This window comes from Pseudomonas sivasensis, assembly GCF_052938085.1.
The window spans coordinates 4,742,731-4,769,029 of record NZ_CP176442.1; the positions used below are offsets into that span (position 1 = coordinate 4,742,731).

Genomic DNA, 26,299 nt, shown 5'->3' on the forward strand with positions numbered 1-26,299 from the left:
AGGTTCTCCCAAACGGCCGGTGAATGGCCTGATGACATTGATGAGATAGACCACGAAGTGGGCGAATCCGCCCACAGTGGCTTAAGAAATTTCGCGCCGGAACGGCGGTAAAGCATTCAGGATAGCTTTGCCGTAGCGCTGGGTGACCAAACGACGGTCGAGCAAGGTGATGGTGCCGCGGTCTTCTTCCGTACGCAGCAACCGCCCGCAGGCCTGCACCAGCTTCAACGAAGCATCCGGCACCGAGATTTCCATGAACGGGTTACCGCCCCGCGCTTCGATCCATTCGGCCAACGCGGCCTCTACCGGATCATCCGGCACTGAGAACGGGATCTTGGCGATCACCACGTGCTCGCAGTACGCGCCCGGCAAGTCGACACCTTCGGCAAAGCTCGCCAGGCCGAACAATACGCTGGAGTCCCCGCCGTCGACGCGCGCCTTGTGCTTATTCAGGGTTTCCTGCTTGGACAGGTTGCCCTGGATAAACACCTGCTTGCGCCAGTCGCGGTCGAGGCCGTCGAACACGTCCTGCATCTGCTTGCGCGACGAGAACAGCACCAGCGTGCCCCGGGAGCCTTCGACCAAGCCCGGCAAGTCACGAATGATCGCCGCAGTGTGGGCCGGCGCGTCCCGAGGATCGGCCTTGAGGTCCGGCACCCGTAACACACCGGCGTCGGCGTGATGGAACGGGCTCGGCACCACGGCGGTGACGGCTTTTTTCGGCAGCCCGGCGCGCATGCGGAACCGGTCGAAAGTGCCCAGGGCCGTCAGCGTGGCGGAGGTGACCAGGCAGCCGTAGGCCACGTTCCACAGATTGCGCCGAAGCATTTCGGCGGCGAGGATCGGGCTGGCATTGACCTCAATATCAAACAGCGCGCCGCTTTCCGACAAGGTCAGCCAACGGGCCATGGGCGGGTTGTCTTCCGGGTCTTCGACGGTAAACGCGGTCCACAGCTCCCAGTTACCTTGGGAACGGGACAACAGGCTGCCGAACAGTGGGTACCACTCCTCGGCCTGGTTACTGGCGATGCCGATATTGACCTCGCCATCCATGCCTTCCTTGAGCAAATCCGTGAGACGGGTAAACAGGTCAGTCAGGCGTGAAAAGCCTTTCTTCAGTTCAATGCCCATTTCGCGCATATGCTCGGGGATCATCCCGCCGACAAAGCGGTGACGTGGGCGCTCACGGCCCTCCACATCTTCGCCGGGCTTGAAGTCGGCGACCTGCTCGCAGGCGCTGAACATGAACTGCTGCTGGGTCTTGATCTCCCGCGCCAGCTCCGGCACCTGCTCAATCAGCTTGCCCAAGTCGCCGGGCAGCGGGTGCTGGGCGAGCAATTTGGTGAGGTTCTTCGCGGTGGTTTCCAGCCAGTCGGCGGTGGAACGCAGGCGCGTGTAGTGGGCGAAGTGGCCGATGGCCTTGTCGGGCAGGTGATGGCCTTCGTCAAACACATAGAGCGTGTCGCGAGGGTCCGGCAGGACGGCGCCGCCGCCCAGGGCCAGGTCGGCCAGGACCATGTCGTGGTTGGTGACGATTACGTCGACTTTGCCCATGCCCTCGCGCGCTTTGTAGAAAGCGCACTGACCGAAGTTCGGGCAATGGCGGTTAGTGCATTGGCTATGGTCGGTGGTCAGGCGTGCCCAGTCGGCGTCTTCAAGGGCGGTGGGCCAGCTGTCGCGGTCGCCGTCCCATTTATTGCCGGCCAGTTTCTCGATCATGCTGGTAAACAGCTTCTGGCTGACTTCATCAACCTCAATCTTGAAGCCTTCTTCTTCGAACAGCGACGCCGTGGCGGTCTGCGCGTGGCCTTCCTGCAGCAGCACGTCGAGCTTGGACAGGCACATGTAGCGGCCACGGCCCTTAGCCAGGGCAAACGTGAAGTTCAGGCCACTGTTGCGCATCAGGTCGGGCAGGTCTTTGTAGACGATCTGCTCTTGCAGGGCGACGGTAGCGGTGGCGATCACCAGGCGTTTGCCTGCGGCCTTGGCGGTCGGGATCGCAGCGAGGCTGTAGGCAACGGTCTTGCCGGTACCGGTGCCGGCTTCGACGGCCACGACCGCTGGGTCACCTTCGCGGCGACCTTCGTCGTCGGTGTCGATATCCCCGAGGACCTTGGCCACTTCGGCGATCATCAGGCGTTGGCCGTAGCGCGGTTTCAAGCTCTTGGCTTCGAGAAAACGCGAGTAGGCGCCCTGGATCGTGGTTTTGAGTTCAGTGCTGATCATGGATAGTCGGGCGCAAAAAACGCTGGATAAATTTTCAGTGGTTCGGATCGGCCGCTATCATACCCCGCTAATTAATCCCGCGCAGAACGGAGTACCACAATGACCGCGTTTAGCCTCGCTTACACCCTGCATGTATTGGCCGCCCTGGTATGGGTGGGCGGTATGTTTTTCGCCTGGATGATCCTGCGACCCGCCGCCATGGCGGCACTTGAGGGCCCTGCCCGACTCAAGTTGTGGGCAAATGTGTTTCAACGTTTTTTCGTGTGGGTATGGGTGGCGGTGCTGGTTTTGCCGATCAGCGGTGTGGGCCTGCTGCAACTGCGTTTCAGCGGGTTTGAGACTGCACCGCGTTACGTGCAGGTGATGATGGGCTTGTATCTGGTGATGACCGCGTTGTTTATCCGCATCCAGGCGTTGAAATTTCCGGAGTTGAAGGCGGCGGTGGCGACTGAGGATTGGCCGGCGGGCGCGGCTGCGCTGGGGCAGATTCGCAAGTTGGTGGGGGTTAATCTGATTGTTGGGTTGGTGGTGGTCGCGATTGCTTCGGCTCGGCCGATGTTCTGAGACGACCTTTAGCCCGCTATCGGCAGCAAGCCCCCCCACACCCGGAATGCATTCCAAGGTGGGAGGGGCTTGAAGTATCAGAGACGCTGAATAGTCACAGTCCCCGCAGGCCCAACCGGCCCCGGTTGTCCTTCCAAACCAGGACGGCCCTTTTCGCCGCCATCGGCGCGATACACCAGGCAGCCTTTGGATTCCCCGCCTTTGCCCGGTTTGCCCGCTGTACCCGCCAGCCCGCCAGCGCCGCCGTCCACCCAGACCTTGATATGTTCAGCCGGGAAGTCCTTAGGCAACTCCACGCGTACCTGCGCACCCGCGCCCCCCGGCAGGCCATCACCGCCATTATCACCATTGAAACCGCGCCCGGCTGAGCCCCATGTGCAACCAGGGTCCACACCATTGGCACCATCAAGCCCGGCATAACCCTGAGCACCGGCGCCGCCACGGGCATCCACCGACAGCTCTTCAGCCGCCAGCGAATTGATGCGCAAGGTCAGGTCTCGACCGGCTTTCGCAGGTTTTTCATGGGTGCCTGGCGCGCCGCGCGAGGTGATCTGGCTGCCATGTTCCAGTTGCGCATGACCCACCTGCAATTGCAGTCCGACAGCGCCGGGGACAATGGCGATACGTGCATCGCGCCCCAAATGCAGCTCATCGACGGTGACCTGGCTGATGGTCGAGGGGATCAGCAAGGTGCCGTAGTCCGCCACTTCCAAGCGTTCCAGCTGCAACACACTGGTGCTGCTAGGCAGGCGCATCAACGAGTTGGTTTCGACACTGACGCTCTGGGCCAGGGCAACGGGGCTGGCCAACAGAGCCAACAGAAAAACCTTACGCATCATGGGGCTCCTGAGTGTTTTCAAATTTTTCTTTGATCGCACAGTAACGACTTCTACAGGCGATTTGCCAGTGAAGGTTCAAAAAACTTGAAAGGGCGGCGATTAAAGAGAGGATCTGCGCCGCGGTACCCCATCCCCGCATTCATTGAGGATGAACATCAAAGTAGGATTTTTCGCCATCACCTGCTCTAGGCCCACACGCTCAGCCGCGCTAGTCTCTACGGCCCTGATGTGAGGATCTCTGATGACCGCTGGTATTTCTGCCCGTACCCCCCAGCAAGCCCTGGCCGCATTGCTCGATCTGCACCAGCCCAAACGCCTGTTGCTGTTGGGTGCCAGCCAGTTCCCGGCGCTGGATGCCTTTAAGGCAGCGCATCCCGACACCCAAGTGTTTGTGGCAACGCCTGGGCCGTTGCCTGCAGAGCTGGCCGCGCTGCGCTTTGACCTGGCATTGGTGGTCGATTGCCTGGAGCACCTGTCAAAACCTCAAGGCCTGACCCTGCTCGGCGGGATTCGCAACCTCAACGCCAGCCGCATTGCGGTGCTGGTGGACCTGGGCGCCTGCGACTGGAAGGACACCGATTTCTTCTCTCTGGCCCTGCAGGCCGGCGAACGCTTCCAGCGCGATGAGCAGGTGCTGACGCTGTTTACCTACGATCTGCTTGACTATAAACAGGTGCCGGACTGGCTCAATGCCCGCTTCTGGGCCAACCCGGAAAATTTCGGTAAGTATTGGTGGTAACCCAATGAGTACATCCATTTGTCCCTGCGGCAGTGGCAACCTGCTGGATGCCTGCTGCGGCCATTATCACGCCGGTCACCCGGCGCCCTGCGCCAGCGCGTTGATGCGCTCGCGCTACAGCGCCTATGTGCTGGGCCTGGTGGACTATTTGGTGGCGACCACATTGCCCGCGCAACAGGCGGGTTTGGATCGCGAATCCATCAGCGCCTGGAGTGCACAGAGCACCTGGCTCGGCCTTGAGGTGGAAAGCTCGGAGGTGTTCGGCGGCCAGCCGGAACATGCCTTCGTGACCTTTACAGCGCGCTGGCACGACAGCACCGGCGAACATAGCCACCGCGAACAGTCTTCTTTCGTACAGAATGACGGGCGCTGGTACTTCATCGATCCGACGGTGGAGGTGAAGGCTGGGCGCAATGACGCGTGCCTGTGCGGCAGCGGGCAAAAATTCAAGAAGTGCTGCTCCAGCTACTTCTAACCACAATAGGACCAACGCCATGCTCCGGATCTACAGCTTGATGCTGGCGTTAATCTTCGGTCTAAGCGGCTGTGCGTCGTGGTTCGAGGACGACGCGCCGCCGCCCCACGTCTCTCTGGTTAAGGTCGAAGTGGTGCGGGCCAAGTTGCTGGAACAGAAATTCAAACTGTACTTTCGCGTAGACAACCGCGACGACGCCGACCTGACCGTGCGCGGCCTGATCTACAAGGTCACCCTGGATGATTTTGTGCTGACCGAAGGCGAGTCCAACGAATGGCTCACCGTGCCGCCCCGAAGCCATGCGTTTTTCAAAGTTTCCGTACGCACCAACCTCTGGCCGCAGATACGCAGTGTCGTGCAGTTGTTGAAAAAACCCGACCAACCCGTGCCCTATCGCTTGGAAGGCGAGCTCAAAACCGGATTATTCATCGGTTATGACGTGCAGGTGGCCCACAATGGCGTGATAATCCCCGGCGATTTTATTCCGGAGCGACATCAATGACTCAGCAACCCCATGTCCATGGTCCTGACTGCAACCACGATCACGATCACCATGATCACGGCCACGATCACGGCCATGTCCACGGCCCGAACTGCGGCCACGCTCATCAAGAGCCAGTGCGCAACGCGTTGAAGGACGTTGGCCGCAACGATCCTTGCCCATGCGGCAGCGAGAAAAAATTCAAGAAGTGCCACGGGGCGTAAGCCCGATACTGTAATAGGCGCCCGGCGACGGTTCGGGCATATGAATGGGCACGGAGAGCCAATCCGCCCAAGTCCTCTTGGGCCGTTCATGAAAATAAGGCTGAGCTCCTGCTTGCGTCGGTTCGCCGCGCTCACTAACGTAGCGCCTTTACTGACGCTACCCCCCGCAGGAGCTTTGCCATGGCCTCGCCAGCCCTCTCACATTTTCTCCCCCGGTTCGGCGTTGCCGCGGCAGTGGCCAGTGCATTAAGCCTGGCCGGTTGCCAGCTCCAGAGCACCCAGGACACCTTGCCGCCCGTTGCGGGCGTACAGCCGATCAAAGGCCTGGCACAAAACGTGTCGGTGCGCCGCAATGCCCAAGGCATGCCGCTGATCGAAAGCAACACATTCCACGACGCACTGTTCAGCCTTGGCTATGTGCACGCCAGTGACCGCATCACCCAGATGGTCACCCTGCGCCTGCTGGCCCAAGGCCGTCTGGCAGAAATGTCCGGCCCAGAGGTGTTGGATGTCGACCGCTTCATGCGTGCGGTCAACCTGAAAAAAAGCGCCGGCGAGCTGTACAACGCCTCATCGCCGCGCCTCAAGCGCTTCTTCGAAGTGTATGCCCGTGGCGTCAACGCCTACCTGTTCCGCTACCGCGACAAGCTGCCGCCGGACCTGGCCCAGACCGGCTACAAGCCCGAATACTGGAAGCCGGAAGATTCGGCGCTGTTGTTCTGCCTGCTGAATTTCAGCGAGTCGGCCAACCTGCAAGAAGAGCTCGCCTCTCTGGTGCTCGCGCAAAAAGTTGGCGTCGACAAACTCGCCTGGCTTACCCCAAGCGCACCGGATGAGCCAATCCCACTGGCCGAAGCCGAGAAGCTCAAGGGCGTGAACTTCAGCCAGATCACCGGCCTGGCGGGGCTGGACACCGTCAGCCAGCAACTGGGCAGCCTCAATGCCCTGGCCGTGACCACGTCGAGCAACTGGGCCATCGGCCCGCAGCGCAGCCGCAGTGGCAAGAGCCTGCTGGCCAACGACCTCGCCGCCCAACCGCAAGCACCGTCGCCATGGAGCTACGTGCAGATTCGCGCCCCGAAATACCAGGCCGTAGGCGCCTCGATTGCCGGCTTGCCAACGCTGCTGTCCGGGTTCAACGGCAAAGTCGCGTGGAGCATGAGCACGGTCAAGGGCGATACCCAGGACCTGTTCCTGGAAAAGGTCAAACGCCAAGGCAACGCGCTGTACTACGAGAACAACGGCAAATGGCTGCCGGCCGGCGTGCGGAATGAAACCTTCTTCGTCAAAGGCCAGCGCTCGACTCGCGAAGTTGTCTACGAAACCCGTCACGGCGCCCTGCTCAACAGCAGCCAGGCGCTCACCAGCGGTCTGGGCCTGGCGTTGCAAACAGCCGACTTTAAAGACGACAAGAGCCTGGATGCGTTCTTCGACCTGTCCCGCGCGCAAAACGTCGCCAAAGCCTCGGATGCGACCCGCGAGATTCGCGCCATTGCCTTAAACATGGTGTTCGCCGACGCCACCAATATCGGCTGGCAGGTCACCGGCCGTTTCCCCAACCGCCGCGAAGGCGAGGGTCTGCTGCCGTCGCCAGGCTGGGATACGCGTTTTGACTGGGACGGCTACGCCGACGCGATGCTGCATCCTTATGACCAGGACCCGGCCCAAGGCTGGATCGGCACCGCCAACCAGCGCACCGCGCCGCGTGGCTATGGCATGCAGTTGTCCAACTCCTGGGACGCCCCGGAGCGCAGCGAGCGCCTGGCGCAATTGGCCAATGCCGGCAAGCACGACAGTCGTAGCGTGATCGCCATGCAATACGACCAGACCACCACGTTCGCCGCCAAGCTCAAGACCATGTTCCAGGCTCCGGGCATGGCCCAGCCGCTGAAACAGGCGATTGATGGGTTGCCTGCGGCCGAACAGACCAAAGCGCGTGAAGCGCTGAATCGCCTGATGGCCTTCGACGGTCGCCTCGTCGCGACATCCGCCGACGCGGCTCTCTATGAGTTATTCCTGCAGGAAAGCACCAAGCAGATCTTCCTCGACGAACTCGGCCCGGAAAACAGCGCCAGTTGGAAGGCGTTTGTCAGCAACGCCAACCTCTCCTACGCCGCCCAGGCCGACCACTTGCTGAGCCGCGAAGACAGCCCGTTCTGGGACGACGTGCGCACACCGCAGAAAGAAGACAAACCGGCGATCCTGGCCCGCAGCCTCGCGGCCGCGATCACCGCGGGCGACAACCAGCTGGGCGCCGATCACAAGGCCTGGCAGTGGGGCAAGCTGCACAGCACCACCTGGAAGAACACTACTGGCCAAGTCATTCGCGGCCCGTTGGCGTCCGGCGGTGACCACAACACCTTGAACCCGGCGCCGTATAGCTGGGGCCAGGATTTCAACACCACCCAAGTCCCGGCACTGCGCATGATCGTCGACTTCGGCCAGGTGGAACCGATGATGGGCCAGGGCGGCATCGGCCAATCCGGCAATCCCGCCAGCCCGAGCTACGCCAATGGCATCGACCCGTCGCTCAAGGCGCAATACCTGAGCTTCCCGATGCAGCCGCAGAACTTTGAGAAGGTCTATGGGAAAGCTCGGTTGACCCTGACTCCAGGCAAATAAACCAGCTTTCTCCTGAAGAAACCGGGTCAAAATGTGGGAGGGTGCTTGCTCCCGATAGCAGTGGGTCAGCCAATACAAATTTGACTGATCCACCGCCATCGGGAGCAAGCACCCTCCCACATTTGGCTCTCTGCATTTAGATAGAACTTCTCCAGGTTCATTCTCCTCCTACTGATAAGCCCATCGCCCACGGCACACCCCATGGACCTTGTCATCGCCCGCCCTGAAGGTCTCTACTGCCCCGCCGGTGATTTCTACATCGACCCTTGGCGCCCGGTAGAACGCTCCGTCATCACCCACGCCCACGGCGACCACGCCCGCACCGGCAACCAGCATTACCTGGCCGCCGCGCCCGGCGAAGGCATCCTGCGCTCGCGCCTGGGGCAGGACATCAACCTGCAAACCCTGGCCTACGGCGAGAAACTGCAGCATCACGGCGTGACGTTGAGTTTCCATCCGGCCGGGCATGTGCTCGGCTCAGCCCAGGTGCGCCTGGAATACCAAGGTGAAGTCTGGGTGGCGTCTGGCGATTACAAAGTCGAGCCTGATGGCACCTGCGCGCCCTTCGAACCGGTGCGTTGCCACACCTTTATCACCGAATCCACCTTTGGCCTGCCGATCTACCGGTGGCAGCCCCAGGCGCAGATTTTTGCCGGGATCAACGACTGGTGGCAGGCCAATATCGCCGCCGGAAAGGCCAGCGTGTTGTACTGCTACTCCTTCGGCAAAGCCCAGCGCATCCTGCATGGCATCGACGCCAGCATCGGCCCGATCCTCAGCCACGGCGCAGTCGAACCGCTCAACCGGGTGTACCGCGAGGCCGGCGTCTACATTCCCGAGACGCTCTACGCCGGTGACTTCACCAAGACCGACCCGCTGCTGCGCCAAGCCCTGATCATTGCCCCGCCCTCCGCCGGCGGCAGCAGTTGGATCAAGCGTTTCGGCGACTACAGCGACGCGTTCGCCAGCGGCTGGATGCGCCTGCGCGGCACACGGCGGCGGCGCGGTGTGGACCGAGGTTTTGTGCTCTCGGACCACGCCGACTGGCCCGGTTTGTTGTGGGCCATCGAACAAACCGGCGCGGAACGGGTGATGGTGACCCACGGCTCAGTCGGCGTATTGGTGCGCCACTTGCGGGAAAAAGGCCTGGACGCCCAGGGTTTCACCACCGAGTACGGTGACGACGAAGAAGAGGTCAGCGCATGAAGGCCTTCGCTGAGCTGTACGCCAACCTCGACGCCACCACTTCCAGTAACGCCAAGCTCGCGGCCCTGCAAGCCTACTTCCTGAAGGCGCCGCCTGAGGATGCGGCATGGGCAGTGTATTTCCTGTCCGGCGGACGCCCTCGACAACTGGTGCCGACGCGCCTGCTGCGGGACATGGCCACCGAAGCGTCCGGCATCGAGCCTTGGCTGTTCGAAGAGAGCTATCAGTCGGTGGGAGACCTGGCCGAAACGATTTCCCTGCTGCTGCCGGAATCAACCTACACCTCAGAAGACGGCCTCGCCGTGTGGCTGGAAGAAAAACTCCTGCCCTTGCGCGGCCTCTCACCTCAGGACCTGGCAGAGCGCCTGCCAGCGTTATGGGCACAGCTGGATCAACCGAGCCTGATGGTGTGCATCAAATTGATCACCGGCAGCTTTCGTGTGGGCGTCTCCAAATTGCTGGTCACCCGCGCCCTTGCCGTCATGGCCGGGCTGGACAGCAAACGCGTGGCCCAGCGGCTGGTGGGCTACACCGATCTGTCCAACCGCCCGACACCCCAGGGCTACCTAAAACTGATCGCCGCAGAATCGTCCGACGAACATGCGCAACGCGGCGGTCAGCCGTATCCGTTTTTTCTTGCTCACGGGTTGTCGCAGCCGGTAGAGCAATTCGATGCATTGCTTGGCTCCCCAGCCGACTGGCAGGTGGAGTGGAAGTGGGACGGCATTCGAGCGCAACTGGTCAAGCGCGAGGGGCGCCTGTGGGTCTGGTCCAGGGGTGAAGAATTGGTGACTGATCGTTTTCCCGAACTTCACAGCCTGGTAAGTGGCCTGCCCGATGGCACGGTGATCGACGGCGAAATCGTGGTGTGGAAAGAATCAGTGCAACCCTTCGCTCTGTTGCAGCAGCGTATCGGTCGCAAGACCCTGAGCAAAAAAGTCCTTGAGGATGCGCCGGTAGCGGTGCTGGCCTACGACCTGCTGGAACATGCGGGCGACGACTGGCGCAACCACACCCAGGCCGAGCGCCGCGCACAGTTGGAACAGGTGATTGCTGTGTGCAACCAACCGGTATTGCAGCCCTCACCGCTGCTGACGGGTGCAACTTGGCAGGACCTTGCGCAGCAACGCGAAGCCTCCCGCAGCCTCGGCGTCGAAGGCATGATGCTCAAGAATCGCGAAGGTCTGTACGGCGTCGGTCGCACCAAGGACATGGGCCTGTGGTGGAAGTGGAAAGTCGACCCGTTCAGCGTCGACGCCGTGTTGATCTACGCCCAGCGCGGCCATGGCCGGCGCGCCAGCCTCTACAGCGACTACACCTTTGCCGTGTGGGACGGCCCGCCCGGCAGCGAGCGCAGCCTGGTGCCGTTTGCCAAGGCCTATTCCGGACTGACCGACGAGGAGATGCGCAAGGTCGACGCGATTGTGCGCAAGACTACGGTGGAGAAGTTCGGCCCGGTCAGCAGCGTCACGCCAAGTATGGTGTTCGAGCTGGGGTTTGAGGGGATCGCCCTGTCCAAGCGGCATAAAAGCGGGATTGCGGTGCGCTTTCCGCGGATGTTGCGGTGGCGCCAGGACAAGGCGGTAGAGGAAGCCGACAGCCTCGCCACTCTGCAAGATCTCCTGGCCTGACGTAACGCCCGCTCCCAGGTTTTAATTTCCGTATGACTCGTAATGGTGCACTCATTTTCCGATGCCCACTTTCGGGCATCTCCTACACTCAAGATTCCCTCTTCCCACCTTTTAAAACGATCATTCGGAACTATGGTGCAGAAATTGCTACTTGTGTTCCGTCTGACACCGTTCAGTAACAGTCCTAAACGCGCCACAAGCGCTTATCTTGGTTTCCAGGGATTACATAATGAAAAAAGCATTGCTGACCCTTTCTGCACTGGCTCTGTGCATGGCCGCCGGTACCGCGCTGGCCAAGGAATACAAGGAATTGCGTTTTGGTGTCGATCCGTCCTACGCGCCCTTCGAATCCAAAGCTGCTGACGGCAGCCTTGTGGGCTTCGATATCGATCTGGGCAATGCCATCTGTGCCGAGCTGAAGGTCAAGTGCAAGTGGGTCGAAAGCGACTTCGACGGCATGATCCCAGGCCTGAAGGCCAACAAGTTCGACGGCGTGATCTCGTCCATGACCGTGACCCCGGTGCGTGAAAAGGCCATCGACTTCTCCAACGAGCTGTTCTCCGGCCCAACCTCGCTGGTGTTCAAGAAAGGCGCTGGCTTCTCGACACCTGAGTCGCTCAAAGGCAAGTCCGTGGGCTACGAGCAAGGCACCATCCAGGAAGCCTATGCCAAGGCTGTGCTGGACAAGGCCGGTGTGACCACCAAGGCCTACGCCAACCAGGACCAGGTTTATGCTGACCTGACTTCCGGCCGTCTCGACGCTTCCGTACAGGACATGCTGCAAGCCGAACTCGGTTTCCTGAAGTCGCCAGCCGGTGCCGGCTACGAAGTCAGCGCAGCTATTGACGACCCATTGCTGCCGTCGAAAACCGCGATCGGTATCAAAAAAGGTAACACTGAACTCAAGGCGCTTTTGGATAAAGGTATCAAAGCGTTACACGATGATGGCACCTACGCCACTATCCAGAAGAAACACTTTGGCGATCTGAACCTGTACAGCGGCAAATAATGCCCGGGGCGCCCCTCCAGTGGAGGGGCGCTTTTTTATCGCCATAGGTCCTGATTTATGTTCGAAGATCTGTTGCAAACCCTCGGGCTGAGCGCGTTCAGCTTGAAGGGTTTCGGCCCGCTGTTGCTGCAAGGCACCTGGATGACCCTCAAGTTGTCGGTGTTGTCCCTGGCCGTCAGCGTGTTGCTGGGCCTGCTCGGCGCCAGCGCCAAACTCTCCAGCCTGCCCTTCCTGCGCATTCCCGCCCAGCTCTACACCACGTTGATCCGTGGCGTACCCGACTTGGTGCTGATGCTGCTGATTTTTTACAGCCTGCAAACCTGGCTGACCGGCCTGACCGACTTTATGGAATGGGAATACATCGAGATCGACCCATTCAGCGCCGGGGTGATCACCCTGGGCTTTATCTACGGTGCCTACTTCACCGAGACCTTTCGCGGCGCGATCCTCGCCGTGCCCCGTGGCCAGTTGGAAGCCGCCACTGCCTATGGGCTCAAGCGCGGGCAACGCTTTCGCTACGTGACCTTCCCGCAGATGATGCGCTTCGCCCTGCCGGGCATCGGCAATAACTGGATGGTGATGCTCAAGGCCACCGCACTGGTATCGATCATCGGCTTGGCGGACTTGGTCAAGGCGGCCCAGGACGCGGGTAAAAGCACTTATCAGTTGTTTTATTTCCTGGTGCTGGCCGCGCTGATCTACCTGGTGATCACCAGCGTCTCCAACTTTGTCTTGCGCCGTCTTGAACGTCGCTACTCCGCAGGCTCCCGGGAGGCGGTGCGATGATCGAACTCTTGCAGGAATACTGGCGCCCGTTCCTTTACAGCGACGGCCAACACATTACTGGCCTGGCCATGACCATGTGGTTGCTCAGCGCCGCACTGGTGATCGGCTTTCTGGTGTCGATCCCGCTGTCCATCGCCCGCGTGTCGCGCAACCCGCTGGTACGCTGGCCGGTGCAGTTCTACACCTACCTGTTTCGTGGCACACCGCTCTATATCCAGTTGCTGATCTGCTACACCGGCATCTACAGCATCGCCGCCGTGCGCGAACAACCGGTACTGGATGCGTTCTTTCGCGATGCAATGAACTGCACGATCTTGGCCTTCGCCCTTAACACCTGCGCCTACACCACGGAGATTTTCGCCGGGTCCATCCGCAGCATGGCCCACGGCGAAGTCGAGGCGGCCAAGGCCTACGGGCTCAGCGGCTGGAAGCTGTACGCCTATATGATCATGCCGTCCGCACTGCGCCGTTCGCTGCCGTACTACAGCAACGAAGTGATCCTGATGCTGCATTCGACCACCGTGGCGTTTACCGCGACGATTCCGGACATCCTCAAAGTGGCGCGAGATGCCAACTCGGCGACCTTCATGACCTTTCAATCGTTCGGCATTGCCGCGCTGATCTACCTCGCCGTGACCTTTGCCCTGGTCGGCCTGTTTCGGCTGGCGGAACGTCGCTGGCTGGCCTTTCTCGGGCCGAGCCATTAAGGAGCCTTCATGCGTCATCAGCTACATGAACTGATTGCGCCGGTGCCAGGCACGGCGCGGCAAATCCACAGTTTCCACTTCGGCCCGCAGCAGGCCGCAGGCAAGGTTTACATCCAGTCGTCGCTGCATGCCGATGAGCTGCCCGGCATGCTGGTGGCCTGGCACTTGAAGATGCGCCTCGCCGAATTGGCGGCGGCTGGGCGGCTGTTGAGCGAGATCGTATTGGTGCCCATCGCCAACCCGGTGGGCCTGGAACAGGTGTTGATGGACATCCCCCTGGGCCGCTACGAGTTGGAGAGCGGGCAGAACTTCAATCGCCTGTTTGTCGACCTCAGTGATGAGGTGGGCAACCAGGTCGAGGCGCTGCTCGGAGATGATCCGCAACACAATGTCGAACTGATTCGCGCCGCATTGAGCACCGCCTTGGCCGGGCAAACCGCCGCAACCCAGTTGCAGTCTCAACGACTGGTACTGCAGCGCCTGGCCTGCGACGCCGACATGGTGCTGGATCTGCATTGCGACTTCGAAGCCGTTGCGCACCTGTACACCACACCAGAGGCCTGGCCGCGGGTGGAGCCGTTGGCGCGCTATATAGGCTCGGAAGCCAACTTGCTGGCCACCGACTCCGGCGGGCAGTCTTTCGATGAGTGCTTCACCCTGGTCTGGTGGCAGTTGCAGCAACGTTTTGCCGGGCGCTTTCCGATTCCCATGGGCAGCTTTTCGGTGACCGTCGAACTGCGCGGGCAGGGCGACGTCAACCACGGCCTGGCCAGCCTCGATTGCCAGGCGATCATCGATTACCTGATTCACTTCGGCGCAATTGCCGGCGACCCGGCACCGCTGCCCGACCTGCCCTACCCCGCCACGCCCCTGGCAGGCGTCGAACCCGTGGCGACGCCGGTCGGCGGCCTGTTGGTGTTCAGCGCCCTGCCCGGTGAATACCTGGAAGCCGGGCAACTGATCGCTGAAATCATCGACCCCATTACCGACCGCGTAACGCCCGTGCACTGCCACAACGCAGGCCTGCTTTACGCCCGTTCGCTACGCCGCATGGCCACTGCGGGGATGGTCATCGGCCATGTCGCAGGCTCAGAGGCCTACCGCAGCGGCTATCTACTTTCGCCTTGAGGATGCACGCCCCATGTACAAATTGACCGTTGAAGGCCTGCATAAAAGCTATGGCGACAATGAGGTGCTCAGAGGTGTCTCGCTCAAGGCCAAGACCGGAGATGTGATCAGCCTGATCGGCGCCAGCGGCTCGGGCAAAAGCACCTTTTTGCGCTGCATCAATTTCCTGGAAACCCCCAACGACGGCGCCATGACCCTCGACGGCAAACAGATCCGCATGGTCAACGACCGCCACGGCATGCGCGTAGCCGACGACGCCGAATTGCAGCGCCTGCGAACGCGGCTGGCGATGGTCTTCCAGCACTTCAACCTGTGGAGCCATATGAGCGTGCTGGAAAACATCACCATGGCCCCGCGCCGGGTATTGGGTTGCAGCAAGAAAGACGCCGAAGACCGTGCTCGCCGCTATCTGGACAAGGTTGGCCTGCCGGCACGGGTGGCCGACCAGTACCCGGCGTTTCTCTCCGGTGGTCAGCAGCAACGCGTGGCGATCGCCCGCGCGTTGGCCATGGAGCCGGAAGTGATGCTGTTCGACGAACCCACCTCAGCCCTGGACCCGGAACTGGTGGGTGAAGTGTTGAAGGTGATCCAGGGGCTGGCTGAGGAAGGCCGCACCATGATCATGGTCACCCATGAGATGAGCTTTGCGCGCAAGGTGTCGAACCAAGTGCTGTTCCTGCACAAGGGCATGGTCGAAGAGCAAGGCGCGCCTGAGGATGTGTTGGGCAACCCGAAGAGCGAGCGCTTGCAGCAGTTCCTGAGTGGCAATCTGAAGTAAACCTTTGCGGTGCCGGGAGGGTCTGTGGGAATAGACCCTCCAGAGCGTCAGGCACCGCATGGCAAAACCCCACGACTTCGCCAAGACATGGTTCGCCGCCAAGGGCTGGAAGCCGTTCGACTTCCAGAAAGCAGTTTGGACGGCGGTCAAAGATGGCCAGTCCGGGCTGATGCACGCCAGCACCGGCGCCGGTAAAACCTATGCGCTGTGGTTTGCCGCCCTCAATCGCTTCGCCAACATCCGCCCGCCTGCTACGGGCAAACGCAAACCGCCTGCCGAGCCCCTCACCGTCCTGTGGATCACGCCGATGCGTGCGCTGGCCGCCGACACGGCTCGCGCCCTTGAAGCGCCGCTGGCGACCTTGCAGATTCCCTGGAGCGTCGGCCTGCGCACGGGCGATACCAGCAGCAGCGAGCGCGCCCGGCAAACCCGCCGCCAACCCACCGCACTGATCACCACGCCGGAAAGCCTGACGCTGATGCTCGCCCGCGCCGACAGCGAGTCGAGCCTGGCGCACCTGCGCATGGTGGTGGTGGATGAATGGCATGAGCTGATCGGTAATAAGCGCGGCGTGCAGTTGCAATTGGCGTTGGCGAGGCTGCGGCGCTGGCATCCGGATCTGATGGTGTGGGGCATTTCGGCGACCCTGGGTAATCAGGCCCACGCGCTTGAGGTTTTGGTCCCACAAGGCGGTGCAATCAATGTGCAGGGGCAAACGGCCAAATCCCTAAAAGTCGACACCTTGTTGCCGCTGGTTACCGAGCGTTTTCCCTGGGCCGGGCATATCGGTTTGAAGATGTTGCCGCAGGTGGTCGCCGAGGTGGAGGCCAGCAGCAGTTGCCTGGTGTTTACCAATACGCGGGCGCAGTCGGAAATCTGGTACCAGGCCTTACTGGAGGCGCGGCCCGATTGGGCTGGATTGATTGCCCTGCACCACGGCTCGCTGTCCCGGGAAACCCGCGATTGGGTAGAACGCGCTTTGAAAGACGGCCGGCTTAAAGCGGTGGTGTGCACTTCCAGCCTGGACCTTGGGGTGGATTTTTTACCGGTGGAGCGGGTACTGCAGATCGGTTCGGCCAAAGGTATCGCCCGCTTGATGCAACGCGCCGGGCGCTCCGGCCACGCGCCGGGGCGACCGTCGAGGGTGACGCTGGTGCCGACCCACAGCCTGGAGCTGGTTGAGGCTGCGGCAGCCCAGGATGCAATTGCAGCGCGGCGCATCGAAGCCCGCGAATCGCCCTACAAACCGTTGGATGTACTCGTACAACATTTGGTGAGCATGGCCCTGGGCGGTGGCTTTACACCGGATGCCTTGCTGGCGGAAGTGCGCGGCGCCTGGGCGTATCGCGACCTTACGGATGCGGACTGGGCCTGGGCGCTGGGATTTGTGCGCCATGGCGGCTTGTCGCTCACCGCTTATCCGGATTACCGCCGTGTGGAGCCCGACGAGCATGGCATCTGGCGCGTCCCCGACGCTCGGTTGGCGCGGCGCCATCGCATGAGCGTAGGCACCATTGTCAGCGACGCGAGTATCCAGCTGAAGTTCTGGAGCAAAGGCGGCGGCGGCAAGAATCTGGGCAGTGTGGAGGAAGGTTTTATCGCACGGCTCAAGCCCGGCGATGGTTTTCTGTTCGCCGGACGTCTGCTGGAGCTGGTGCGGGTAGAAAACATGACCGCTTACGTACGCCGCAGTACCGCAAAAAAGGCAGCCGTACCGCGCTGGAATGGCGGGCGCATGCCGCTTTCCAATGAACTGGCCCAGGCCGTGGTGGAGCGCTTTGACGCTGCGGCCCATGGGCGTTTCGAAGGCCCCGAGATGCGGGCGGTGCAACCGTTGTTGCAGACGCAGTTGCGCTGGTCCGGCCTGCCGACACGGGAACACTTGTTGGCCGAAGTGCTGAAGTCCCGGGAGGGGTGGCATCTGTTTTTATACCCGTTTGCCGGGCGTCAGGTGCATTTGGGGTTGGCGAGTTTGCTCGCCTGGCGGGTCAGCCAAGGGCAGGCGGTGACCTTCTCGATTGCCGTCAATGACTATGGTCTGGAGCTACTGAGCGCCACGCCGTTGGATTGGACAGTGTTGCTGAACGAGACCCTGCTTAGTCCGGTGAATTTGCTGACAGATGTAGCCGCCAGCCTGAATGCCGGGGAACTGGCGCTGCGGCGCTTTCGTGAAATCGCCCGTATCGCCGGGCTGGTGTTTGCCGGTTACCCCGGAGCGCCGAAAAGTACGCGGCAGGTGCAGGCGTCCAGTGGATTGTTCTTTGAAGTGTTCAAGCAATATGACCCGCAAAACCTGTTGCTGGCCCAGGCAGGGGAAGAAGTCCTGCGTGACGAGTTGGATATTCGCCGACTCGAAGAGACCTTGCTTCGGTTATCGGCGCTGAAAATGGATGTGTATGTGATCGAACGTCCAACGCCCCTGGCGTTCCCGCTGCTGGTGGAGCGGATGCGCGAAAGCATGAGTTCGGAAAAACTTTCAGAGCGCATTGCGCGGATGGTCAAGGACTTGGAAAAAGTTGCGGAGAAACGATGACGCATTGCTCGGTGACGCTTGGGGGCGAAGAGCTGTGGTTGCTGGCGGAGAAAGCGGTTTACTGGCCTGCGCGCCAGTGCCTTTTGATTGCCGATGCGCACTTTGGCAAGGCATCGGCCTATCGAAGCCTGGGGCAACCGGTGCCACAAGGCACGACCTCCGACAATCTGCAACGATTGGACCGCGTGTTAAACGCCCTGCCGTGCGCGCAGGTGATCTTTCTCGGCGACTTCCTGCATGGTCCAGGCTCCCACGCCAGCGGCACGCTGAGCGCACTGAGGAGCTGGCGAGCGCGCCACAGCGACCTGGCGATGACCTTAATCCGCGGCAATCACGATAAACGCGCGGGTGACCCGCCTGCCGACTTGAGGATCGAAGTGGTTCCTGAACCCCTGCTGATGGGCCCTTTCGCCCTGCAACACGAACCGGACGCCCATGCCACCCACCTTGTGTTGGCGGGGCATGTGCACCCGGTGTATCGCTTGCGCGGCAAGGGCCGGCAAAGCCTACGCCTACCGTGCTTCCTGCTGAGCTCGAGCGTCAGCCTGTTGCCGGCGTTTGGCGCGTTTACGGGCGGATATACCGTGGAGCAAGACAATGATCACCAAATCTTTGTGATTGGCGACCATCAGGTCTGGCCAGTTGGCTGAAACACCGACTGGCCTGGCTGGTATCAAGCGACAGGTGCGGGTGGCGGCTCGTCCGGAAGAGTCGGCTCGCCGGGTTCGGTGGGCTGCGGGTAATCCGGCTCGGGTTGGCCCGGGATGCCGCCCGCATAAGCGGGATCGGCCATCAGGGACCAGGCCAGAACACCAATCTGGTTGGGTTCAAGCCGGGCAAGTTCTGCGCTGATTCGCGGGTCGATCTTCATAAGGTACTCCTCAAGCGTGGCCCGACGCGTTTTGCACGCGCCGAGGCAGTACACCCAATAGAGTCACTTTCTTCGGACTAATTCCCTTTACGCGTAGGACCTTTCGATCAAGCGCGTGGCAAGGTGACGCCGCGCTGGCCTTGGTACTTGCCTGCGCGGTCTTTGTAGGACACTTCACAGGCCTCATCAGACTGAAGGAACAGCATCTGCGCTACGCCTTCGTTGGCGTAGATCTTGGCCGGCAGCGTGGTGGTGTTGGAGAACTCCAGGGTCACGTGACCTTCCCACTCAGGCTCAAGCGGCGTCACGTTGACGATAATGCCGCAACGCGCGTAGGTGCTTTTACCCAGGCAGATGGTCAGTACGTCACGCGGAATACGGAAGAACTCCACAGTGCGCGCCAGGGCGAAGGAGTTTGGCGGAATGATGCACACGTCGCTCTTGACGTCGACGAAACTCTTTTCGTCGAAGTTCTTCGGATCGACGATTGCCGAGTTGATGTTGGTGAACACCTTGAACTCATCGGCGCAACGTACATCGTAGCCGTAGCTGGAAACGCCGTACGAAATCACTCGGTCATCGCCTTCACCACGAATCTGGCGCTCGACGAACGGTTCGATCATGCCGTGCTCTTGCGCCATGCGGCGAATCCACTTGTCCGATTTGATGCTCATGGCGGGTGTCCTGAATAGCGAGGTGGAAAAATTCTGTGTGGCATCTTACCGGGGCCGGCGTTGGGGTTCAAAGGCCGTGGGGCTTTTCTTGATCAATACCCCGCCGCTTATAAGGCGCAACCAACGGGGCCGGGGCCGAACTGCCGGATCAGGGGTCTGTAAATACCACCGCCAGTCACGAAAATAGAGAAACCTTCGGAAATACCATTGGCACGTTCCGGAAAAAGGGTTAAGGTGGCGCCACTGTGCTGCTTGTGTCACTGAGAATCTCTACACGATATGTTGAATTTCGATCCAACCATCTCCAAGAATTTTTCCTGCTCTTTGCACTCAGTCTCGGCCAGGGCTTTTCCTGAGTCGCAGTTAACTTTGTCCAAGGAGATACACCATGTCTAATCGCCAAACTGGTACCGTTAAGTGGTTCAACGATGAAAAAGGCTTCGGCTTCATCACTCCACAATCCGGTGACGACCTGTTCGTTCACTTCAAAGCTATCCAATCCGACGGCTTCAAAAGCCTGAAAGAAGGCCAACAGGTTTCTTTCATCGCTACCCGCGGTCAGAAAGGCATGCAAGCTGAAGAAGTTCAAGTTATCTAACTTGTACTGACTTAGTCGAAAAGACCCCGCCCTTAAAAGCGGGGTTTTTTTATGCCTGGGATTTGGTATTCGCACCAACTTTATGCCCGGCACAAAAAATGTGGGAGGGGACTTGCCCCCGATGGCGGCGTAGCAGTCGATACTTGCATTGACTGACACACCGCTATCGGGGGCAAGCCCCCTCCCACATTCAAGCATTCAAGCCGTGTCGTTATTGAAACAACGACTCACTCGACAAGCCATTCTTCTCCAGGATCTCGCGCAAGCGCTTAAGCCCTTCCACCTGGATCTGCCGCACCCGCTCACGAGTCAGGCCGATCTCCAGGCCTACGTCCTCCAGGGTGCTGCTCTCATGGCCGCGCAGGCCGAAGCGGCGAATCACCACCTCACGCTGCTTGTCCGTGAGCTCCGACAACCACTGGTCAATACTTTGGGACAGATCATCGTCCTGCAACAGCTCGCAGGGATCTGTAGGCCGATCATCCGTCAGGGTGTCCAACAGGGTTTTATCCGAATCCGGACCCAGCGAGACATCGACCGAAGACACACGCTCGTTAAGGCCCAGCATGCGCTTGACCTCCCCTACCGGTTTTTCCAGCAGGTTGGCGATTTCTTCGGGCGAGGGTTCATGATCGAGTTTTTGAGTGAGCTCACGCGCTGCCCGCAGGTAGACGTTGAGCTCCTTAACCACATGGATCGGCAACCGGATCGTGCGGGTTTGATTCATGATCGCCCGTTCGATGGTCTGGCGGATCCACCAGGTAGCATAGGTTGAAAAGCGGAAGCCCCGCTCTGGGTCAAACTTCTCCACCGCGCGGATCAAGCCCAGATTGCCCTCCTCGATGAGGTCCAACAAGGACAACCCACGATTGACGTAGCGTCGGGCGATTTTCACCACCAGGCGCAGGTTGCTTTCAATCATGCGCTTGCGCCCAGCCGGATCCCCCTTTTGCGACAACCGCGCAAAATGGACTTCTTCTTCGGGGGTAAGCAGGGGGGAAAAGCCGATTTCATTGAGATACAGCTGGGTCGCGTCGAGCGCCCGTGTGTAATCAATGTATTTATGCTGCTTTAAAGCGGTAGAGTTCTTGGATTTGGTACGAACTGAAGGTGTTGCAGGTCCCTCATTCGACATCGATTCCATAGCGATACCGGTCTCCATAAGGAGAACCTCATCGTCGATGTCAAACTCCGGCGCTTCTTTACTGAGAGCCATTGTTATAGTCCTTTGGTGAGTTCGACCTCAAGCTCAAGCGACGCCTTTATCCTTGGCAACGCTGGAGCCTGTTCCTTCTACGTGAGGGAACAGGCTGGCAACACATCAACGACGGGGTAAGAATTGCAGCGGATCTACAGGCTTCCCTTGACGGCGAATCTCAAAGTGCAGTTTCACCCGGTCTGTACCCGTTGAACCCATTTCGGCAATTGTCTGTCCGACTTTGACCTGCTGCCCCTCCCGAACCAACAGCCTGCGGTTATGACCGTAAGCACTGACGTAGGTATCGCTGTGTTTGATGATGACCAGCTCGCCGTAGCCCCGTAAACCACTCCCGGCGTACACCACCGTCCCATCAGACGCAGCTAAAACAGGCTGTCCCAAATCACCGGCGATATCAATGCCTTTATTCAAACTACCGTTTGAAGAGAATTTTCCAATTAATACTCCGTTTGAGGGCCATCCCCAGCCCGTCGGAGCAGGCCCGGCAGGCGGCAACGGCGCAGCTGTTGGCTTGCCTGAGGCCGCCGGGACAGCAGTGCCGGCAGGGCGTGTAATGATGGTGGTTTTGCTAGAAGACGACGGCGAAGATCCTGTGTTTGTCACAACCGTCGTAGGCGTGGAACCGGTGCGACCGTCAAAGCGAATCGTCTGACCCGGATGTATGGTGTAAGGCACAGGAATATTGTTACGAGCTGCTAGTGCCTTGTAATCCCACCCGTAACGGAAGGCGATTGAGAACATCGTGTCGCCTTTGCGCACCACATATTGCCCGGTGGTTACCGTGGGCTTTTGCGGTGCCGCACTATTACGGTCAACGACCCGTGCGCCGCTGCTTGGCGAGCTGGAACAGCCGACCAACAAGGAACCGAAGACAAGGCCAAGCACCAGTCGTTGAAAACTTGTTTTACCCATACGCTGCGCAAGACCTGTGAGACTCACCCGCCGCTCCCTTTGTGGTGGCTGAACATGAATGCCTGTATCAGGCTTGAAATATGTCGCAAGTATAACTGGGCACTGAAGTTTTACCGGCACGCGACTGAAACGAATCATTCAGCGTGTTGAATCACCGCACCTATCATGTTGACTTGATAGACCCCGCCGTAAGACAAATCCCCGTCCGCAGAATTCAGTAGCGTCGAAAATTCGTCAGGCCAGCGGTCCGTTGAGCAACGGAACAAAACGCACGGCGCCCAATACATGCCGGGAAAAACCGTCGTCCTCACGGACAATAAGCATCAATTGTTGCACTTCGCCGGAACCGACCGGGATGACCAGGCGCCCGCCTGGCGCCAATTGGTCGAGCAACGCTTGCGGAACATCGGTGGCCACGGCGGTGACGATAATGCCGTTGTACGGCGCCAGCGCCGGCCAGCCTTCCCAGCCATCGCCCCAGCGAAATACCACGTTGCGCAAGTTCAGCTCCACCAAGCGCTCCTTGGCACGGTCTTGCAGCACCTTGATGCGCTCCACCGAGAACACGCGCTCCACCAACTGCGACAGCACGGCGGTCTGGTAGCCGGAACCGGTGCCGATCTCCAGCACCTTGTCCAGCGGGCCCGCCGCCAGCAGCAGCTCGCTCATGCGCGCCACCATGTAGGGCTGGGAGATGGTCTGGTTATGGCCAATCGGCAACGCCGTATCTTCATAAGCGCGATGGGCCAGGGCTTCATCGACAAACAAATGACGAGGGGTGCGGCGGATCACTTCCAACACCTGAGCGTTGGACAACCCCTCTTCATAAAGGCGCTGGATCAAACGCTCACGGGTGCGCTGGGAGGTCATACCGATGCCACGACGCAGCAGGTCGTCTTGTTCACGAGCCATCAGCGCAATCCCTCCAGCCAGACTTCAAGACCACTGAAGGCATCGCTGAAGGTGCGGTCGAATTGCAACGGAGTAATCGACACATAACCCTGCATCACCGCGTGAAAGTCCGTGCCCTCGCCACCGTCTTCGGCATCGCCAGCTGCCGCTATCCAATAGCCTTCCTTGCCACGCGGGTCGACCACCTTCAACGGGGCCGCCGCACGGGCACGGTGGCCAAGACGTGTCAGCTTGATGCCGCGAATGTGATCAAGGGGCAAATTGGGAATATTGACGTTGAGCACCGTGCGCGGCGGCAGGTCCAGGGAGGCATGAGCCTCCACCAACTTGCGTGCGAAATAGGCGGCGGTGGGCAAATTGTCCAGTTGCCGCGAGGCAAACGAAAAAGCGAACGAGGTACGACCCAGAAAGCGCCCTTCAAGCGCTGCCGCCACGGTGCCGGAATACAGCACATCATCGCCCAGGTTGGCGCCGAGGTTGATGCCTGAAACCACCAGGTCCGGCTCTTGATCCAACAGGCTGTTGATCGCCAGGTGCACGCAGTCGGTGGGCGTGCCGTTGACACTGATAAAGCCATTGGCCAGAACCTGCGGGTGCAGGGGACGGTCGAGCGTCAGCGAACTGCTGGCGCCGCTCTTGTCCTGGTCGGGGGCAACCACCACGCACTCGGCGTAATCTTCCAGCGCAGCATAGAGCGCAGCAAGACCGGGTGCGGTGGCACCGTCATCATTTGATATCAGAATACGCATGGGCTGTCCGTCTGCCCCACCGGCACCAGATCAACGAGCTCGCGCACCAAGACAGTGGCGAAGCATCCGGCCGGTAGGACGAATTCCAATTGCAGAATGTCAGGCCCGGGATAATGCCACGTCAACCCGCCAATGGGCAGTCGCAGAATGCGACGTTCCTGGCTCATGCCGGCATTCACCAGCCAATCACGTAGGTCGGCTTCACCGGCGGCAACCGCCTGCTCCAACTCAAACGTGGCGCCCGTCGCCGGAGAATCACCCTCGCCCCACTGCGGGCCGGTGGGGTGCAGATCCAGGATCGCCAGGCGCGGGTCGCTGCACTCAGCCTCTCCCGCCGGAAAAAAACTGCGGCTGTCAGTAAACGCCAGCAGATCACCCACTTGCGCACGCTGCCAGGAACCGTCGGCGACGCGCGCCGCCAGTACTTTGTTGAAGAGGAAACTACGCGCCGTAGACAACAACCGCGAACGCACATTGCGCTGCTCCGGCAGGGCCTTGCGCGCAGCCCATCCACGGGCGTCGACAACGTTGCCACCGTCGTGGCCGAAACGCTGGGTGCCGAAATAGTTGGGAATGCCGTGCTGGGCAATCAGTTGCAGGCGCGCGTCGATGGCGGCGGTATCACCCACCAGTTGGGTCAGGCGCAAGGTGAATCCATTGGCCGCGTGCGCGCCGCGCTGCAGCTTGCGCTTGTGACGGGCAGTCTTGAGGATCTTGAGCGTGTCGTTTTCAGCAGTGCTCATGTCCGGGTCGGCCTTGCCCGGCAGTTGCACGCTGAACCACTGGCGGGTCAGCGCCTGACGGTCCTTGAGCCCGGCATAGCTGACGGTGCGCAACGGCACGCCGGCGGCCTTGGCGATACGGCGCGCAGCTTCCTCGGTGTTGAGGCCACGTTTTTCCACCCACAGCCAAAGGTGCTCGCCCTCGCCGGTCAGCGGGATATCCAGCACTTCGTCCACCTGAAAATCTTCGGCAGTGGCCTTCAGGACGGCGCTGCCTAAGGCTTCGCCGTAGGCACGCGGGCCCAGCAGTTCCAGATCATTCATGCGCGCAGCAACAAGGCGACGGAGTGCACCGCAATGCCCTCTTCACGACCGGTAAACCCGAGCTTTTCGGTGGTGGTGGCTTTCACGTTCACTTGATCCAATTCAATTTGCAGGTCTGCGGCAATCAGTGCGCGCATTGATTCGATATGGGGCGCCATCTTCGGCGCCTGGGCCACGATAGTGTTGTCGACGTTACCGACCTTCCAGCCCTTGGCGTGGATCAGGCTGACCACGTGGCGAAGCAATACACGGCTGTCAGCGCCCTTGAAGGTGGGGTCGGTGTCCGGAAAATGCTTGCCGATATCACCCAACGCCGCCGCGCCGAGCAAGGCATCGCTCAAGGCATGCAAGACAACGTCGCCGTCGGAATGAGCCAGCAACCCATGGTGGTGTGCAATGCGCACGCCGCCCAGGGTGATGAAATCGCCTTCAGCGAAACGGTGCACATCGTAGCCGTGGCCAATACGCATAAAAAAACGCCCCGATTTAATTCAGGGCGTGATTCTACCTACTTTTGCCTCACATTAACCGAGCAAAGCGCGGCCATGGTGTCGCAAATGGTCTTCGATGAAGCTGGCGATGAAGAAGTAGCTGTGGTCATAGCCGGGTTGCAGGCGCAGTTCCAGCGGATGCTTGGCCGCCTTGGCCGCTTGCTGCAAGGCCTCAGGCTTGAGCTGCACCGCGAGGAAATCATCGCGATCGCCCTGATCAACCAGCAAGGGCAGCTTTTCCAAGGCTTCGCTGATCAATACGCAGGCATCCCATTCACGCCACTTAGAGCGCTCTTCACCCAAGTAACGGGAGAAGGCTTTCTGGCCCCACGGGCAATCCATCGGGTTATTGATAGGCGAAAACGCCGACACCGACAGATAACGCCCGGGGTTGCGCAACGCACACACCAGTGCGCCGTGTCCGCCCATGGAGTGGCCGCTGATACCACGCTTGTCCGAAGCGGGGAAATGCGCTTCAACCAAAGCCGGCAATTCCTGCACCACATAGTCATGCATCCGATAATGCTTGGCCCATGGTTCCTGGGTGGCATTCAGGTAAAAGCCAGCGCCCAGTCCAAAGTCCCAGGCGTTATCCGGATCACCCGGGACACCGGGACCGCGAGGGCTGGTATCCGGCGCCACGATGATCAGCCCCAGCTCGGCGGCCATGCGTTGCGCGCCAGCCTTCTGCATGAAGTTCTCATCGGTGCAGGTCAACCCGGAGAGCCAATACAACACCGGCAGCTTGCCGCCCTGCTCCGCTTGCGGCGGCAGGTAAACGGCGAAGGTCATGTCGCAATCGAGCACATCGGAATGATGCTTGTAGCGTTTATGCCAGCCGCCGAAGCTCTTCTGGCAGGACAGGTTTTCCAGACTCAT

At 60.4% G+C, this 26,299-nt stretch carries 27 protein-coding genes; 16 read left to right on the forward strand and 11 right to left on the reverse strand.

Annotated features, from left to right (window positions below; translation table 11 throughout):
- Positions 1–81 precede the first annotated feature (81 nt).
- Entirely contained in the window at positions 82–2,226 is a 2,145-nt protein-coding gene (gene dinG / locus ACKZ62_RS21875) for an ATP-dependent DNA helicase DinG (RefSeq protein WP_032891598.1), read from the reverse strand.
- Between the two features lie 99 nt (positions 2,227–2,325).
- Between dinG and ACKZ62_RS21880 the strand changes: the two genes are divergently transcribed.
- The gene (locus ACKZ62_RS21880) at positions 2,326–2,790 is read left to right on the forward strand and encodes a CopD family protein (protein ID WP_447095819.1); all 465 of its coding nucleotides are present in this window, start codon (positions 2,326–2,328) and stop codon (positions 2,788–2,790) included.
- Positions 2,791–2,867: 77 nt separating this feature from the next.
- Here the strand turns inward: ACKZ62_RS21880 and ACKZ62_RS21885 are convergent, their stop codons facing one another.
- Positions 2,868–3,626, reverse strand: a complete 759-nt coding sequence (locus ACKZ62_RS21885; protein WP_032891600.1) for a hypothetical protein — start codon at positions 3,624–3,626, stop codon at positions 2,868–2,870.
- A 244-nt stretch (positions 3,627–3,870) separates the two neighbouring features.
- Between ACKZ62_RS21885 and ACKZ62_RS21890 the strand changes: the two genes are divergently transcribed.
- The 14 genes from ACKZ62_RS21890 to pdeM all read left to right on the forward strand — a co-directional run bounded on the left by ACKZ62_RS21890 (position 3,871) and on the right by pdeM (position 18,598).
- Positions 3,871–4,368, forward strand: coding sequence for a DUF6231 family protein (locus tag ACKZ62_RS21890; RefSeq protein WP_447095820.1), 498 nt, complete (start codon positions 3,871–3,873; stop codon positions 4,366–4,368).
- Between the two features lie 4 nt (positions 4,369–4,372).
- Positions 4,373–4,843 (forward strand): YchJ family protein, encoded by a 471-nt coding sequence (locus ACKZ62_RS21895; RefSeq protein WP_032891604.1) that lies wholly within the window; start codon positions 4,373–4,375, stop codon positions 4,841–4,843.
- A gap of 19 nt (positions 4,844–4,862) precedes the next feature.
- Positions 4,863–5,345, forward strand: a complete 483-nt coding sequence (locus ACKZ62_RS21900; protein ID WP_032891606.1) for an LEA/WHy family protein — start codon at positions 4,863–4,865, stop codon at positions 5,343–5,345.
- Complete coding sequence (locus ACKZ62_RS21905) at positions 5,342–5,548, forward strand: SEC-C metal-binding domain-containing protein (RefSeq protein WP_447095821.1); 207 nt, start codon at positions 5,342–5,344, stop codon at positions 5,546–5,548. Before ACKZ62_RS21900 ends, ACKZ62_RS21905 begins: the two co-directional genes overlap by 4 nt.
- 180 nt (positions 5,549–5,728) lie before the next feature.
- Complete coding sequence (locus tag ACKZ62_RS21910; RefSeq protein ID WP_447095822.1) at positions 5,729–8,170, forward strand: penicillin acylase family protein; 2,442 nt, start codon at positions 5,729–5,731, stop codon at positions 8,168–8,170.
- Between the two features lie 201 nt (positions 8,171–8,371).
- Entirely contained in the window at positions 8,372–9,376 is a 1,005-nt protein-coding gene (locus ACKZ62_RS21915; RefSeq protein ID WP_032891612.1) for a ligase-associated DNA damage response exonuclease, read from the forward strand.
- The gene (locus ACKZ62_RS21920; protein ID WP_447095823.1) at positions 9,373–11,007 is read left to right on the forward strand and encodes an ATP-dependent DNA ligase; all 1,635 of its coding nucleotides are present in this window, start codon (positions 9,373–9,375) and stop codon (positions 11,005–11,007) included. The genes ACKZ62_RS21915 and ACKZ62_RS21920 overlap by 4 nt, the downstream gene beginning before the upstream one ends.
- 229 nt (positions 11,008–11,236) lie before the next feature.
- Positions 11,237–12,016 (forward strand): transporter substrate-binding domain-containing protein, encoded by a 780-nt coding sequence (locus ACKZ62_RS21925; RefSeq protein ID WP_032891615.1) that lies wholly within the window; start codon positions 11,237–11,239, stop codon positions 12,014–12,016.
- 57 nt (positions 12,017–12,073) lie between these two features.
- Positions 12,074–12,802 carry an ABC transporter permease gene (locus ACKZ62_RS21930; RefSeq protein WP_032891617.1) on the forward strand — a complete coding sequence of 243 codons (729 nt, stop codon included), beginning with the start codon at positions 12,074–12,076 and terminating at the stop codon, positions 12,800–12,802.
- A complete protein-coding gene (locus tag ACKZ62_RS21935) occupies positions 12,799–13,509 on the forward strand; it encodes an ABC transporter permease (protein WP_447095824.1) in 711 nt (236 codons plus the stop codon). The genes ACKZ62_RS21930 and ACKZ62_RS21935 overlap by 4 nt, the downstream gene beginning before the upstream one ends.
- A gap of 9 nt (positions 13,510–13,518) precedes the next feature.
- Complete coding sequence (locus tag ACKZ62_RS21940; RefSeq protein WP_032891623.1) at positions 13,519–14,637, forward strand: succinylglutamate desuccinylase/aspartoacylase family protein; 1,119 nt, start codon at positions 13,519–13,521, stop codon at positions 14,635–14,637.
- 13 nt (positions 14,638–14,650) lie between these two features.
- Positions 14,651–15,415, forward strand: coding sequence for an ABC transporter ATP-binding protein (locus ACKZ62_RS21945; protein ID WP_032891624.1), 765 nt, complete (start codon positions 14,651–14,653; stop codon positions 15,413–15,415).
- A 58-nt stretch (positions 15,416–15,473) separates the two neighbouring features.
- Positions 15,474–17,948, forward strand: coding sequence for a ligase-associated DNA damage response DEXH box helicase (locus ACKZ62_RS21950; protein WP_447095825.1), 2,475 nt, complete (start codon positions 15,474–15,476; stop codon positions 17,946–17,948).
- A complete protein-coding gene (pdeM, locus tag ACKZ62_RS21955) occupies positions 17,945–18,598 on the forward strand; it encodes a ligase-associated DNA damage response endonuclease PdeM (RefSeq protein WP_122764877.1) in 654 nt (217 codons plus the stop codon). The genes ACKZ62_RS21950 and pdeM overlap by 4 nt, the downstream gene beginning before the upstream one ends.
- A gap of 23 nt (positions 18,599–18,621) precedes the next feature.
- Here the strand turns inward: pdeM and ACKZ62_RS21960 are convergent, their stop codons facing one another.
- The gene (locus ACKZ62_RS21960; protein ID WP_010212420.1) at positions 18,622–18,819 is read right to left on the reverse strand and encodes a hypothetical protein; all 198 of its coding nucleotides are present in this window, start codon (positions 18,817–18,819) and stop codon (positions 18,622–18,624) included.
- Between the two features lie 107 nt (positions 18,820–18,926).
- Positions 18,927–19,493: a dCTP deaminase gene (dcd, locus tag ACKZ62_RS21965; protein WP_003172320.1), complete on the reverse strand. Its 567-nt coding sequence runs from the start codon at positions 19,491–19,493 to the stop codon at positions 18,927–18,929.
- Positions 19,494–19,881: 388 nt separating this feature from the next.
- Here dcd and ACKZ62_RS21970 point away from each other — a divergent pair, with 388 nt between their 5' ends.
- Positions 19,882–20,091, forward strand: coding sequence for a cold-shock protein (locus ACKZ62_RS21970; protein WP_002554837.1), 210 nt, complete (start codon positions 19,882–19,884; stop codon positions 20,089–20,091).
- Positions 20,092–20,302: 211 nt separating this feature from the next.
- Here ACKZ62_RS21970 and rpoS read toward each other — a convergent pair whose 3' ends face one another.
- The 7 genes from rpoS to fghA form a co-directional block, all read right to left on the reverse strand.
- Positions 20,303–21,307 carry an RNA polymerase sigma factor RpoS gene (rpoS, locus tag ACKZ62_RS21975; protein ID WP_032891629.1) on the reverse strand — a complete coding sequence of 335 codons (1,005 nt, stop codon included), beginning with the start codon at positions 21,305–21,307 and terminating at the stop codon, positions 20,303–20,305.
- 105 nt (positions 21,308–21,412) lie between these two features.
- Entirely contained in the window at positions 21,413–22,249 is an 837-nt protein-coding gene (locus ACKZ62_RS21980; protein WP_032891630.1) for a peptidoglycan DD-metalloendopeptidase family protein, read from the reverse strand.
- Positions 22,250–22,456: 207 nt separating this feature from the next.
- A complete protein-coding gene (locus tag ACKZ62_RS21985; protein WP_169899534.1) occupies positions 22,457–23,092 on the reverse strand; it encodes a protein-L-isoaspartate(D-aspartate) O-methyltransferase in 636 nt (211 codons plus the stop codon).
- A 41-nt stretch (positions 23,093–23,133) separates the two neighbouring features.
- Complete coding sequence (surE, locus tag ACKZ62_RS21990; RefSeq protein ID WP_032891631.1) at positions 23,134–23,883, reverse strand: 5'/3'-nucleotidase SurE; 750 nt, start codon at positions 23,881–23,883, stop codon at positions 23,134–23,136.
- Complete coding sequence (gene truD, locus ACKZ62_RS21995) at positions 23,871–24,929, reverse strand: tRNA pseudouridine(13) synthase TruD (RefSeq protein WP_032891632.1); 1,059 nt, start codon at positions 24,927–24,929, stop codon at positions 23,871–23,873. Before truD ends, surE begins: the two co-directional genes overlap by 13 nt.
- Positions 24,926–25,399 (reverse strand): 2-C-methyl-D-erythritol 2,4-cyclodiphosphate synthase, encoded by a 474-nt coding sequence (gene ispF, locus ACKZ62_RS22000; RefSeq protein ID WP_032891633.1) that lies wholly within the window; start codon positions 25,397–25,399, stop codon positions 24,926–24,928. Before ispF ends, truD begins: the two co-directional genes overlap by 4 nt.
- Before the next feature lie 54 nt (positions 25,400–25,453).
- A complete protein-coding gene (gene fghA, locus ACKZ62_RS22005; protein ID WP_447095826.1) occupies positions 25,454–26,299 on the reverse strand; it encodes an S-formylglutathione hydrolase in 846 nt (281 codons plus the stop codon).

Coding starts and splice junctions, on each gene's coding strand:
- ACKZ62_RS21940 (WP_032891623.1), top strand. CDS start 13,519: ATGCGTCATCAGCTACATGAACTGATTGCGCCGGTGCCAGGCACGGCG.
- ACKZ62_RS21920 (WP_447095823.1), top strand. CDS start 9,373: ATGAAGGCCTTCGCTGAGCTGTACGCCAACCTCGACGCCACCACTTCC.
- ACKZ62_RS21895 (WP_032891604.1), top strand. CDS start 4,373: ATGAGTACATCCATTTGTCCCTGCGGCAGTGGCAACCTGCTGGATGCC.
- ACKZ62_RS21880 (WP_447095819.1), top strand. CDS start 2,326: ATGACCGCGTTTAGCCTCGCTTACACCCTGCATGTATTGGCCGCCCTG.
- ACKZ62_RS21910 (WP_447095822.1), top strand. CDS start 5,729: ATGGCCTCGCCAGCCCTCTCACATTTTCTCCCCCGGTTCGGCGTTGCC.
- rpoS (WP_032891629.1), bottom strand. CDS start 21,307: ATGGCTCTCAGTAAAGAAGCGCCGGAGTTTGACATCGACGATGAGGTT.
- ispF (WP_032891633.1), bottom strand. CDS start 25,399: ATGCGTATTGGCCACGGCTACGATGTGCACCGTTTCGCTGAAGGCGAT.
- dinG (WP_032891598.1), bottom strand. CDS start 2,226: ATGATCAGCACTGAACTCAAAACCACGATCCAGGGCGCCTACTCGCGT.
- ACKZ62_RS21930 (WP_032891617.1), top strand. CDS start 12,074: ATGTTCGAAGATCTGTTGCAAACCCTCGGGCTGAGCGCGTTCAGCTTG.
- dcd (WP_003172320.1), bottom strand. CDS start 19,493: ATGAGCATCAAATCGGACAAGTGGATTCGCCGCATGGCGCAAGAGCAC.
- ACKZ62_RS21945 (WP_032891624.1), top strand. CDS start 14,651: ATGTACAAATTGACCGTTGAAGGCCTGCATAAAAGCTATGGCGACAAT.
- fghA (WP_447095826.1), bottom strand. CDS start 26,299: ATGAGTCTGGAAAACCTGTCCTGCCAGAAGAGCTTCGGCGGCTGGCAT.
- ACKZ62_RS21890 (WP_447095820.1), top strand. CDS start 3,871: ATGACCGCTGGTATTTCTGCCCGTACCCCCCAGCAAGCCCTGGCCGCA.
- truD (WP_032891632.1), bottom strand. CDS start 24,929: ATGAATGATCTGGAACTGCTGGGCCCGCGTGCCTACGGCGAAGCCTTA.
- ACKZ62_RS21985 (WP_169899534.1), bottom strand. CDS start 23,092: ATGACCTCCCAGCGCACCCGTGAGCGTTTGATCCAGCGCCTTTATGAA.
- ACKZ62_RS21970 (WP_002554837.1), top strand. CDS start 19,882: ATGTCTAATCGCCAAACTGGTACCGTTAAGTGGTTCAACGATGAAAAA.
- ACKZ62_RS21885 (WP_032891600.1), bottom strand. CDS start 3,626: ATGCGTAAGGTTTTTCTGTTGGCTCTGTTGGCCAGCCCCGTTGCCCTG.
- ACKZ62_RS21915 (WP_032891612.1), top strand. CDS start 8,372: ATGGACCTTGTCATCGCCCGCCCTGAAGGTCTCTACTGCCCCGCCGGT.
- ACKZ62_RS21960 (WP_010212420.1), bottom strand. CDS start 18,819: ATGAAGATCGACCCGCGAATCAGCGCAGAACTTGCCCGGCTTGAACCC.
- ACKZ62_RS21900 (WP_032891606.1), top strand. CDS start 4,863: ATGCTCCGGATCTACAGCTTGATGCTGGCGTTAATCTTCGGTCTAAGC.
- pdeM (WP_122764877.1), top strand. CDS start 17,945: ATGACGCATTGCTCGGTGACGCTTGGGGGCGAAGAGCTGTGGTTGCTG.
- ACKZ62_RS21925 (WP_032891615.1), top strand. CDS start 11,237: ATGAAAAAAGCATTGCTGACCCTTTCTGCACTGGCTCTGTGCATGGCC.
- surE (WP_032891631.1), bottom strand. CDS start 23,883: ATGCGTATTCTGATATCAAATGATGACGGTGCCACCGCACCCGGTCTT.
- ACKZ62_RS21905 (WP_447095821.1), top strand. CDS start 5,342: ATGACTCAGCAACCCCATGTCCATGGTCCTGACTGCAACCACGATCAC.
- ACKZ62_RS21935 (WP_447095824.1), top strand. CDS start 12,799: ATGATCGAACTCTTGCAGGAATACTGGCGCCCGTTCCTTTACAGCGAC.
- ACKZ62_RS21950 (WP_447095825.1), top strand. CDS start 15,474: ATGGCAAAACCCCACGACTTCGCCAAGACATGGTTCGCCGCCAAGGGC.